General features: G+C 47.9%; 11 protein-coding genes. 4 read left to right on the plus strand and 7 right to left on the minus strand.

The features are described 5' to 3' along the window. Positions 1 to 8 precede the first annotated feature (8 nt). Together NYE45_RS12335 and NYE45_RS12340 are read left to right on the plus strand one after the other, a co-directional pair. Entirely contained in the window at positions 9 to 1028 is a 1020-nt protein-coding gene (locus NYE45_RS12335; RefSeq protein ID WP_340016837.1) for an alpha/beta hydrolase family protein, read from the plus strand. A gap of 66 nt (positions 1029 to 1094) precedes the next feature. After that, positions 1095 to 2267, plus strand: a complete 1173-nt coding sequence (locus NYE45_RS12340) for a GDSL-type esterase/lipase family protein (RefSeq protein WP_340016838.1) — start codon at positions 1095 to 1097, stop codon at positions 2265 to 2267. A 151-nt stretch (positions 2268 to 2418) separates the two neighbouring features. Here the strand turns inward: NYE45_RS12340 and mnhG are convergent, their stop codons facing one another. The 6 genes from mnhG to NYE45_RS12370 are packed head-to-tail and all read right to left on the minus strand — an operon-like array spanning position 2419 to position 8327. Next, complete coding sequence (gene mnhG, locus NYE45_RS12345; RefSeq protein WP_169481694.1) at positions 2419 to 2811, minus strand: monovalent cation/H(+) antiporter subunit G; 393 nt, start codon at positions 2809 to 2811, stop codon at positions 2419 to 2421. Continuing rightward, positions 2795 to 3079 (minus strand): Na(+)/H(+) antiporter subunit F1, encoded by a 285-nt coding sequence (locus tag NYE45_RS12350; protein WP_056692373.1) that lies wholly within the window; start codon positions 3077 to 3079, stop codon positions 2795 to 2797. The genes mnhG and NYE45_RS12350 overlap by 17 nt, the downstream gene beginning before the upstream one ends. Next, on the minus strand, positions 3079 to 3555 hold the full coding sequence (locus tag NYE45_RS12355; RefSeq protein ID WP_062834057.1) for a Na+/H+ antiporter subunit E: 477 nt from the start codon (positions 3553 to 3555) through the stop codon (positions 3079 to 3081). Before NYE45_RS12355 ends, NYE45_RS12350 begins: the two co-directional genes overlap by 1 nt. 6 nt (positions 3556 to 3561) lie before the next feature. Next, a complete protein-coding gene (locus NYE45_RS12360; RefSeq protein ID WP_062834058.1) occupies positions 3562 to 5040 on the minus strand; it encodes a Na+/H+ antiporter subunit D in 1479 nt (492 codons plus the stop codon). Beyond that, positions 5033 to 5371 (minus strand): Na(+)/H(+) antiporter subunit C, encoded by a 339-nt coding sequence (locus NYE45_RS12365; RefSeq protein WP_062834059.1) that lies wholly within the window; start codon positions 5369 to 5371, stop codon positions 5033 to 5035. Before NYE45_RS12365 ends, NYE45_RS12360 begins: the two co-directional genes overlap by 8 nt. A gap of 1 nt (position 5372) precedes the next feature. Then, positions 5373 to 8327, minus strand: coding sequence for a Na+/H+ antiporter subunit A (locus NYE45_RS12370; RefSeq protein WP_340016839.1), 2955 nt, complete (start codon positions 8325 to 8327; stop codon positions 5373 to 5375). A gap of 300 nt (positions 8328 to 8627) precedes the next feature. Here NYE45_RS12370 and NYE45_RS12375 point away from each other — a divergent pair, with 300 nt between their 5' ends. Continuing rightward, complete coding sequence (locus tag NYE45_RS12375) at positions 8628 to 10268, plus strand: GGDEF domain-containing protein (protein WP_340016840.1); 1641 nt, start codon at positions 8628 to 8630, stop codon at positions 10266 to 10268. A 71-nt stretch (positions 10269 to 10339) separates the two neighbouring features. Continuing rightward, the gene (locus NYE45_RS12380; RefSeq protein ID WP_340016841.1) at positions 10340 to 10861 is read left to right on the plus strand and encodes a hypothetical protein; all 522 of its coding nucleotides are present in this window, start codon (positions 10340 to 10342) and stop codon (positions 10859 to 10861) included. Between the two features lie 111 nt (positions 10862 to 10972). Here NYE45_RS12380 and NYE45_RS12385 read toward each other — a convergent pair whose 3' ends face one another. Further along, positions 10973 to 12112, minus strand: coding sequence for a GGDEF domain-containing protein (locus tag NYE45_RS12385; protein ID WP_340016842.1), 1140 nt, complete (start codon positions 12110 to 12112; stop codon positions 10973 to 10975). Between the last annotated feature and the right edge of the window lie 152 nt (positions 12113 to 12264).

Raw genomic sequence — 12264 nt, forward strand, 5'->3', positions numbered from 1 at the left:
CACAGGCAATGTCGGATATAGAAGCCTATCTGCAACAACAAACGAATCTTCGTGGTCGTTCCGCGTATCAAGTAGATCAACCTATGGAGTTATGGCGCAGTCAGTTACGTACACGTGTGAAAGAACGACTGGGCGGTTTTCCAACGATGCCAGCAGCGCTCAATCCTGTATTACTGGAGCGCATTACATGTGACGGTTATATCCGCGAGCGGGTAGAGATCACGACCTATGCAGGACTTCGCATGCCTGTGTACATGTTGATTCCAAACGATGTAAGCGTTACCGATGTGAAGAGACCTGCGATCGTTGCTTGTCATGGGCACGGGTACGGTAGCCGGGAGATATCCGGTATGGAGCCGGATGGGTCACCACGGACAGGAGAGCCTGGGTTGCACAAGGATTTTGCAGTAGCTCTTGTGAAGCGGGGATATGTGGTTGCTGCTCCAGAACTGCTCGGATTTGGTGATCGCAGACTGGAAGAGGACCGCGATGCGCCACCAGGGGCAAGTTCCTGTACGAAGATCGCTGCGCATCTGCTTATGGTGGGGAAGACCCTTGCCGGGCATAGGGTATACGAAACAACGCGTGTGCTGGATTATGTATCGACTCGTCCTGAAGTGGATTCGGAGCGAATCGGGAGCATGGGCATCTCGGGTGGGGGTCTGGTAACCGCATTTACAGCCGCGCTGGATGAACGGTTTCGTGCAGCTGTAGTGAGTGGTTATGCAAGTACATTCCAGGGCAGCATACTGGATCGGAACCACTGTCTGGACAACTATGTGCCAGGTATCCTGCGTGAAGCGGAGTTACCGGATATCATCGGCCTGATTGTGCCTAGGCCACTCTTGATAGAAGCCGGAAGTGATGACCAGGTATTTCCGATCCACACAGCAAGAGAGGCGTATGCGCGTTTGACACACATATATGAGCAGGCGGGAGCACACGAATCGCTGAATGCGGATTTCTTTACAGGTGGACATGAGATTAGCGGAGCGAAAGCCTATGACTGGCTTGATCAAGTTCTTTGAAGCTAAAGTTGTAGATCATGCAGATCATGCACCAATCAGATTCTGATTCGAAAGGAGAATTCAGTGATGAAATGGTCAACAGCGGTAAAGCTTCTATTCTGTCTTGTTCTGTTTGCAAGTACGATCGGCGTAGGTCTGGGAAGCAGTGGAGAGCAAATTGTTGAAGCGGCCACTGACAATTACAGATTTGATTTTGGTTCGGGTTCTGTTGAGAGCGGTTACACAGGTGTTTCCGCAGGAGATGGCTATACTGCAACGAAAGGATATGGGTTCAACACACCTGCCAATATGCGAAATGTGTCTGCCTCGGGAAGCGGAGTGATGAGTGACGCCGTACAGTTTCTGACGTTTGGTACAAAGAGCACCAATACCTTCAATGTGGATCTGTCCAATGGCCTCTATGAGGTCAAAGTGGTTCTGGGCAATACAGCCAGAGCGAGTGTAGCTGCAGAAGGTGTATACCAGATCATTAATATGACGGGCAACGGGGCGACGGACCAATTTCAAATTCCGGTGACTGACGGGCAATTAAACTTGCTGGTTACGGAAGGAAAGACAGGCACCGCCTTCACACTTAGTGCACTCGAAATCCGGAAATTATCCAATCAGACGGTAACCAACCGCACGATCTACATTGGTGGCGACTCAACGGTCTGCAATTACTATCCGTTGGTTAGCAGTGTACAGGGAGGTTGGGGACAGCTGTTTCCGTCCTATGTGAACAATGCCACCTTCCAGGTTCGCAATATGGCGTCAAGTGGTCAATTTGCGAGAGGTTTCCGCGATGATGGTCAGATGGAGGCGATTCTGAAGTATATCAAACCGGGAGATTATTTTATTTTGCAATTCGGAATTAACGATACCAATGCTAAGAACAATACCACGGAGGCTCAGTTCAAAGAGATTATGCGGGATATGGTACGCCAGGCGAAAAATAAAGGAGCGACGGTCATCCTCTCCACCCCTCAAGGTCGGGCAACGGACTTCAATTCAGCCAATGTGCATCAAGCAGAGAACCGCTGGTACAATCCATCCACTCGTGCTCTTGCTCAGGAAGAAGGGGTCACTCTTGTTGAACTGAATAAGTTGAGTTCGGCCTATTTCACGTCCATTGGTCCAGCTGCAACACTCGCTCTGTATATGACAGGGGATAGTTTGCATCCGAATCGTCAGGGTGCTGCACAACTTGCTCGTATTGTTGCCGAGGATCTGAGAAGACAGGGACTGAATGGATTCTGACGATGCTATCTGATCTGCAATCTGTCTGCATGATCATCATGATTAGAGATTGATATGAACCGTGTATGAAAAAATAAAAAAATACCCCCGGGAACATGCCGCTAAACCGGCGGCTGATCCTCGGGGGTATTCGTTATGCCCAGGCTTAGGATTACTCCATCATATCCTTGGCTTCATGGTTCACCTTTTTCCCTTTTAACAAAGGTTCCAGTTCATCTTGAACGCTTTGCTCCCACAATGGTACATCTGTGCGATAGGCGGCCCGTCCGTTCAGATGTCCGGCGACCGGAGCCGTGATGAATACGAACAGGATACCTAGCAACAAGCGTGCACTGATGTAGTTGTCGAAGTACCAAAAGAAGAAAAACGTAGCGCTTAGTACACAGAACACACCAAGCGTCATACTTTTGGTTGCGGCATGGGCTCGCAGATATACGTCAGGCAGACGAATAAGTCCGAACGCACTGAGTGCACTAAGTAATGCACCAAGCAGTACGAGTAGACCTATAGCTGTTTCAGCGGCTACATTAACGATCTCCATCATTTTTGAATACCGCCCCCCGTTCAATATAACGTGCAAATGCCACCGTACTTAGAAAAGCCAGAATACCAATCAGCAAGATGATATCCAGATAGGCCTGGGTTTTCAGCATCATCGACAGAACGGCAACGATGGCAATTACATTGATCCCGATGGTATCCAGTGCCGTAATCCGGTCAGCCATGGATGGTCCCCGAAGCACCCTGTACAAGCAACCCAGAATGGCTAAGGAGAGAATGAGCAAAGAGATGAACAACAGTGAGGATAACATTAACGCGTCACCTCCATAATTGCTTTTTCAAATGTGTTTTGGATATCATCTCTCAGTTTCTGTTCATCCTTGATATCCAGTGCGTGGATAAACAGTTTGCGTTGATTACCCGAGATTTCAAGTGGCAGGGAACCTGGTGTCAATGAGATGAGTAGACAGAGCAGGGTAACCTCCCAATCCGAGGACAATTCAGTCTTATATGTGAAAATACCCGGACGTATATCGAGCTTGGGCTTGATAATCTGGCGTATAACCTCAATGCTGGCACGCACCAATTCCTTGAACAACAGATTAATCAGTTTGATGATGGCCCAGACCCGCACAATATAGAAGCGCTGGGGGAAGAATCGGCGCATCCCCCCGATGAGAAGCAGTCCGAGCAGGTAACCTATGAGAAAACCAACACCATTCCAGGCATTGTTCAGAAACATCCATACAAAGGCAATGATAAGATTCAGTACAATCTGAAAGGCCATAGACATCTACTCCTTCAATACGGCATCAATATAAATATTGGGATGCAGTAGAATATCGCCTGCGCGGGAGGTCAACTGGAACATGCCTTCAGCCCCCACACCCATTACGATGATGAATACAAACAGAATTCCGGCAGGAATCAGCAGGCCGTTCACCGCGTAAGGGCGTCTTGTAACCCCGGCAGGCGGTTCGCCCCAGAACGCTTGTATGAAGATACGTAGTACCGAATATAACATCAACAAGCTGGAGAGCACCGCTATACCAGTTAGACCATACAACCCTGCCTGCAGGCCGCCTTCGAAGAGAAGCAACTTACCCGGAAAACCACTGAATGGAGGCAAGCCTGCCAAGGCAAGTGCGCTGATGAAGAACATCCAGCCGAGCAACGGATAGCGATGAATTAGTCCACCCATGTTGTCGAGTTTTGATGTTCCTGCAACAGCGATCAAGGCACCGCCGAGCAGGAAGAGCAATGTTTTGATCAACATGTCATGCAGCATATAGAAGAGCAGACCTTCCAGTGCAGGACGACTGGCCGATGCCATACCGAAAGCGACAAACCCTACGCCTGCGACCACATTGTAGATGAGAATCTTGTTTACATCCCGATACGAGATGGCACCGATGACACCAAGAACCATCGTGGCACCTGCCATCCATCCGATCAGTGCATGGAAGAAATCTGGATCATGATAGAAGATCAGTGTGAATGTTCGCACAATCGCGTACAGGCCAACCTTGGTGAGCAATCCAGCGAACAGCGCAGTGACGACAGCCGGTGGGGCGGCATAAGAGCCTGACAACCAGAAGAACAGGAACAGTCCCGCCTTGATGCTAAATACGATCAGGAAGAGTACGGCAATCAGGGTAACGACCCCGCTCTGTCCCACTTCAGCAATTTTGACGGACAAGTCCGCCATGTTCAGTGTGCCAGTAATCGAGTAGAGGAAGCCGATGGAAGCGACAAACAGTGCTGAAGAAACGATGTTAATCAAGACATATTTGATCGTTTCCCGCAGTTGTCTTTCGGTACCTCCCAATACGATCAGTGCATAAGAAGAGATGAGCATCAGTTCAAAGCTGACAAACAAATTGAATAAATCTCCGGTTAGGAATGAACCGTTAACTCCGGCGATCAGGAAATGAAAGAACGGATAGAAGTGATGCTCTTCCCGCTCCTTGTTCACACTGCGGAATGCATACAGCAGACACGCCAGTGCGATGATGGAAGCGGCGACGACAAGTAGCGCCGATACCATGTCCGCAACAAGCACAATCCCATAAGGAGGTGCCCATCCACCCATATTAAGCGTTAGAACTCCAGTTTGAGCCACACGAGTAATGAGTATCGTGGAGACCGCTGCGGTGAACAAAAGTCCGATGACACTAATGATTCGCTGGATGTTCGTTTTCCGGAAAAACAGAAGGGCCAGAACACCTGTAATCAAGGGCAACAGAATCGGCAAGACGACGAGATTATTCATATGGGCGCCCCCTTACTTCTTCCATATCGTCTGTTCTCAGCTTCAGATAGGAGCGATAGGAGAGAACGAAGAAGAATGCAGTGAGCCCGAAATTAATAACAATGGATGTTAATATCAGCGCCTGTGGAAGTGGATCGACATAGCGTTCAGCCATCTCCCCAAGCAGTGGTGGTGATCCGGTTTTGAGACGTGACATGGTGATCAACAACAGATGCACGCCATGGGTTAGTATGGACATACCAAGTACGATTCGGAGCAGGCTCCGCGACAAGATTAAAAAGACGGCAACCGCAAACAGAATGCCAACGGCTACGCACATCAATATTTCCATATCAGCGATCCTCCCCGATCTGTAGAATGATGGTCATGGTGACACCCAGGACAGCGAGATACACGCCAAGATCGAACAGCATGGCCGTGGCAAGTTCTGTCTCTCCCAGTAAAGGAAGTTCGAAATAACCGAAGGTTTGGCTGAGGAACGGGACTCCGAATATAAATGAACCCGCACCCGTCAGTAGGGCTATACCCAAGCCGATTCCTGTTAGAATACGGAAGTCAACGGGCAACGCTTTGCGTATTGTATCTGTACTGAATGCCAGAGCAATCAAGACAAGTGCAGCCGCTGTGACCAAGCCGCCGATGAAGCCTCCGCCCGGATTATGGTGTCCTGCGAAGAACAGGTGCATGGCAAACGTCAGTATGATGAACACAACAACCTTAGTGGTCGTTTGCAGCAATACATCATTACTCTGTAAAGGTACAGTATCCCATGAGGATGAGCTGCGTTCCCGGTTACCATACTTTTTCGTATTGTCCGTTTCATCATCCAGATCAGACTCGGAATCCTGATTGTCCTCCTTCTTGCGGAACTTCAATCGCGCTCCGAGATCCTTCGCTTCAAGGTTCAGATTAATCATGGAATAGATGGATAGTGAAGCAACGCCAAGTACCATGATTTCCAATAAGGTATCGAAGCCACGGAAATCTACCAGTAATACATTCACGACATTTTTACCACCGGCCGAGTCATACGCTTCCTGAAGGAAAAAGGTAGAAATGCTCTCCAGTGATGCTGTTCCGCTTGCAGCTAATGCAACAAAAGTCATCACGACACCGACTGCAATCGCCACGATCATATTCACCGTGAGATAACTGCGGCTTGATTTGCCACGTTGCAGTTCAGGCAGATGGTAGAAGCAGAGCAGGAACAGTGCTACGGATACCGTTTCAACAATCATCTGTGTCAGTGCCAGATCCGGCGCCCGGAAGAGTACGAACAGCAGGGTTACAAGGTAACCAACCGCTCCGGTCATAATGACTGCCGACAGTCTGTTCTTGGCAAATGGAATCGAAACCGCGGCACCGATTAGGGTGACTAGCAGGACGACTTCATAGAATGAGAAGGGCGCATTGCCCTGCAGATTCCACGTAATATTTTCACCTGAACGGAAGAAGGCATAGACCAGTAAAGCGACTGTGAATGAGAAAATATAAACGAGATAACTACGAACTGAGCCATTCATATAGGCTTCGGTCCATTTGCGTGCATAATGCTGAAGATTATCCAGCACGACATGGTACATATTGTTAATCGTTAATCCTTGTGGATAATGCTCATAAATATTCCTCCATCGTGGCAACAGCTTGTAGAGAGTGATTCCGAGAATCACGACTCCGATCGTCATAATCAGTTCCGGAGTCCATCCATGCCACAGAGAGAAATGTACATCGAAGCGTTCGTTCCCATTTAACAGGGAAGGAAGCACAGCGGCCATTGCCGGTTCGATCAGTGATCCGGCCAGCAGGTTCGGGAAGAGTCCGAAGATGATGACAAGAATACCGAGAACAACGGGCGGAATGAGCATACCGGCGGGCGCTTCGTGCAGCTTCTCGGCAGGAATCTCGCTTTGGCTACGACCGAGGAATGTTTTGAACACGATAATAAGCGCATAGATCAAGGTAAACACACTTGCAAGCCAAGCGAATACCGGCAGTAGAACACTCCAGGACCCAAGTCCAAAGATTCGCAGATGCGTGACTTCGACCATCGCCTGGAAGAATAGCTCCTTGCTCAGGAATCCGTTGAACGGCGGAATACCCGCCATGGCAAGTGAGCCGATCAGGGCTACGGTGAAAGTGATTGGCATGAATGATGCAAGTCCACCGAGCTTCCGAATGTCACGTGTACCCGTCTCATGATCGACAATGCCTACGACCATGAACAAAGCGGCCTTGAAGGTCGCATGGTTAAACAGGTGAAGCAGCGCAGCGGTAATCGCCACGGTGTACATCGCAGAGGACTCGCCATATCCGAAGTAGAGAGCAGCAGATCCAACCCCGAACAGGGACATGATCAGACCAAGTTGAGAGATGGTCGAATAGGCGAGAATCGCTTTGAGATCGTTTTTTTTCACCGCCAGGAATGATCCATAACACAGAGTCAGAAGACCAACACCGGTGACCAGCCAGAACCAAAGTCCCTGTCCACCGAAGATCGGTGTGAACCTGGCCACAACGTACAGTCCAGCCTTAACCATCGTGGCTGAGTGCAGATAGGCACTCACTGGTGTAGGAGCTTCCATGGCATCCGGCAACCAGATATGGAACGGGAATTGGGCTGACTTGGTGAAAGCTCCAATCAGAATCAAGACAAGCGCTGGCAGAAATAGTGCGCTTTCCTGAAACTGCCCCAACCCTGCAATGGTTGCACGAATACTGAACGTTCCGGTAATGAGATACATCATCATGAATCCGGTAAGCATGGCGAAACCGCCAAATACCGTAATCAGGAATGATTTTTGTGCTCCTGAAGTCGAGGCTTTACGTTTGTAATGAAATGCAATCAACAGGAATGACGTAATACTGGTCAATTCCCAGAATCCGTAGAGCACGATCATATTATCAGACAGCACCACGCCCAACATGGCTCCCATAAACATCAAAAGATACAGGTAAAAGCGGTTCAGCGCTTCTTTCATATCCATGTAGAAGATGGAGTAGAGAACAACGAGCACACCGATTCCGGTGATTAGCAGTGTCAGCATCAGGCTTAGACCGTCCAGATATAAGTTAAATCCTATGTCCAGTGAAGGAATCCATGGGATATTTCCGGATACGGTGTTGCGCTGGGACACAGCGGGTATGAGGCTCGCAAAGTATACAAATAATAGTGCCGGGACAAGGAGAACCGGCCATCCCAAATGTAATTTACGGAAGAAACGATGCAGCGTGGCAAGAAGAATGCCAGCCGCAAAAGGCAGAATAACAGCAACATGAAGCAGGCTCAACATTACACCCCCAATGTTTAGTATTTCGACTACTCTCTCTGTGACATACAGGCGCATGATCCTCAAAGGATATGCTTGCTCTCTATATTCATAACCCAAGTATGTATATACAGAATCGTGTCTATTCTTTGAATGGAAGAAACACGGTGAAGATTTCAGTATAATATTGTATGGGCATGTATAATGAAAAAACACAAAAGATCCGATAAATAGGAAAACGATTAGGTGACATCCCGTGTACCCTTTGCAGCATAGTTATGTTGAGAAGCAAGATGGTTTCACCGTGTAATGGAGGAAATAATGTCATTCAAAATCAGAACCGTGCTTACAGTCATCTTCGCTGTGTTATCCTTACTGGTTACCCTGACGATTGGGTCTATATTTAGCCAAAAGTCATTTGTTGCTGTAGAGACTGAGATTGGTCACTCGCTTACAGGCACGGCATCCCAAGCTTCGGACAAGCTGGATCGGTTTATGTCCGCTCGCGCGGGTGAACTGGATCTGCTGGGCCGCATGGCTGCGCTGGAAGATGGATTCAAACCAGCTGAGATTCAGATGTTGCTGGATCAGCTACAAGATAGCTTTCCCTCATTCTCATGGGTTGGATTCATGGACCCGAAGGGAAAAGTGTTAGCTGCGACGGATGGCATCTTGCTTGGGGAAAATTTATCGGAGCGACCTGTGTATCAGGAGGGAATCAAGGGTAAGTTTATTGGAGATGTGCATAATGCAGTACTTCTTGCCAAGCTGCTTCCGAATCCAACGGGAGAGCCGTTGCAATTTGTTGATATCAGTTTCCCTCTGAAAGATAGCAAAGGTCATATCCAAGGTGTGCTTGCTGCACATTTAAGCTGGGCCTGGGCGAAGGAAGTGGAGGAATCGGTGCTCGCCCCATTGAAACGGGAGGAAAAGGACATTGAGTTCTTTATCGTGAGCAAAAAGGAACATACCGTGCTGTTGGGACCAAAGGAATGGATCGGTAAACCGCTGGTATTACCAGGCATTGCAGAGGCCCAGCTTAACAAAAGCAGTTGGTCCATTGAAGAATGGCCTGATGGAAATGACTATGTAACAGGGTTTGCTTACAGTCGGGGTCACCTGGATTATCCCGGATTAGGATGGACCGTAGTTATTCGCCAAGTGAAGTCCACTGCGTTTGCTTCTGTGTTTGACCTGATGTGGTTTAATGTGTGGGCAGGACTTGCCGTTACCGTGCTATTTGCACTTATTGGCTGGTTTGTCTCGCGTCTGATCTCTGCTCCAATTGTACGTCTTACCAGAGTAGCCAACCGACTGCGGGTAGGAGACGATCTGGAGATTCCAGAGAACAAAGGAATTAAGGAGATCGAAGTATTGTCCCGATCACTTCGGGATATGCTGACCTCTCTTACGAATAAAGACTCAGAACTGGTCGTGATGCAGAATCTGGCACATTTTGATCAGTTGACCAGTCTGCCGAATCGTACTGCCCTGGAAGCGTACCTAGAAGAGTCACTGGAGACCGAAAGTGAAAATCACACCCTGACGTTCCTCTATCTGGATCTGGATGGATTCAAACGTGTCAACGATACACTTGGGCATCAGACTGGAGATGTATTGCTGCAGAAGGTCGCCCAGCGTCTGTCTGCTCTTGGTCAGGAGAAGGGTATAACGGTAAGGTTGGGAGGAGATGAATTCCTGATTGTACTTCGGTCTGTTGGAAGTCAACCGAGGGAAGAAGCCAGCGCTTATGCAGAAGCCATCATTCAAAGTCTGAACAAGCCGTTTATTATTGAATATGAGCGAATTCGGATTGGATGTAGCATCGGAGGTGCCGAATATCCGACCAACAGCAATAACCCAAGTGAGATTATCCGGATGGCGGACGAAGCTTTGTATGAATCCAAACGTGCAGGTAAGAATAGAATGACATTTTATTCCGATTTGAAGCAGGGGAGTTAGCGTATAATAGCATTAGCTAAGAGTTCTCAATCACCTTTGTACGAATCTGTGTATAGACAAGGAGGGGTGAAATGTCTGGACAATATACAACGGTACCTTACGGTTATGAGCCGCCTGCGGCCAGCCGTAAAGGCACACTGACTTTTTATGACTCGTTTGAACTTGTGACCGATGAGCAACTCGAACGTGCCGCTGCAACGGCGGATTCCCGTTCATTCGTACAGCTCGTGCTGTATCCTTTACACGAGAGCACGTTTAAGCGAATGAGCAAGGATACGATACAAGCCTATTACAAAAGGGAAGATCGCCTGCATGATTGGCGGCGGGAACATCTAACCTCCCGTATACGTGTGGAAGGACTGGAGGGCAAGAGAAAGAAATATACGCCTGTGGACAGCGCACTGCGCCATATTACTGCGGAATACCCGGCCCCTCACTTTCTTTATTTGACGGTAGAGATGGCCAATATGTTTGCTTCATTTGATTCCTTCAAGGATTGGATCAAAGAGCTGCGTCTCATCATTGACGGATCGTCCGTAGACCTGCATCCTAGGTTGGAGCAAAATCGTCATCGCTGGGAATGGGCGGAATGAAGACATAGAATTAAGATGTCGATGTTGGTAAAAAGATCAGCTCGATGATTGTAAAAAACAAAAAAAGTTGTGTTGTACACCGTAATTCCGGTATACAGCACAACTTTTTTATTATGTTTTTGCAACGAAGGACGAAGTCAGATCAAGTGATGTAACGGTTTTATTTTTACCTGTTCGTTTGGCGGCATACAGACAGGCATCGACTTCCTCGAACAATTTGTCTTTGCTCAGATTGGGACTGTAGCTTTTGAGGCCGATACTCACCGTAATGGAAGCTCCTTCAAGTTCCAGATGGCCCATCAGGGCAATCTTCTGACGAATCTGTTCCACCAGGGCGTAGGCTTGCTCGAAAGACTGCTCAAACATCAATAAGGCGAACTCTTCGCCACCGTAGCGTGCTGCAATATCACTTGAGGTAATCGTCTCCTGAATGATCAGTGACACTTTCTCCAGAATGATGTCTCCAACCCGATGACCATATGTGTCATTAATGGATTTGAAATCATCAATATCGATCAGAGCCAGATGCAGACTCATGCCACTGTTGGCGTACTCGAATGCTTTTTCATAATAATCCTTGAATGAGCTTTGGTTGTAGAGGTTGGTTAAACCGTCTGTTTTGGACTGTTTGGTCATAATGGCGTTTCGCACAATAAGGTCCTGCTTGGCAAGCATGCTTGCCTGAAGATCGTCCAGCACTTCGACTCCGCTGGTTACGATAACCTGTGCTACATATGTACCAAGAATTAGAAAAGCCGGAATGGATACCATGTCAAATGAAGAGAGGTAGGATCGGTAGGCTGAGTCGAACAGAACCAAAAGATAACCCATCATCTGCATCAGGAAGACAATCCAGACTCTCTTTTTGCTGAAGAACAGAACCGAAGCGAAGATGGGTAACAGACAGATCGCTAATATAATCCGAATGTCATAATTGACATGAATAATCGTCCAGGCGATAACCGTGCTGGCTACAGACATGGCGTAGAAGGAATATGAACTGAAGCGTCGATCAACCCAACTCGCGATCAAAATGCAAGAACTGCTGATGGCCGTAGGCCAGAACAGGACATTCATCAAGAAATCTATAGGTGTGCGATCATACTCCAGAAACAGGAAACAGCCAATCTGAATGGCGAGATGTGCCATAATGACAATCCAGTAGGCATGGAGCATTTTTTTGATCCATTTGGAATGCTTGAACTCGTATTCTGTTGGAATGTGGCTATTGTGCGTATGGAAACTCTTCATATATCACCGCTGACTGCATCATAATGGTACGACAGAATTACTCTCGTATATGATGATTATAAATCACAATGAACAAAACGCAAATCATTAAATTCAAAGCATGAGAAGTAAGCTTACATTATATTACAGAGAGAACAGAAACTTTCCGAAAA

The organism is Paenibacillus sp. FSL K6-1318 (assembly GCF_037976905.1).
Classification (GTDB): Bacteria; Bacillota; Bacilli; order Paenibacillales; family Paenibacillaceae; genus Paenibacillus; species Paenibacillus amylolyticus_A.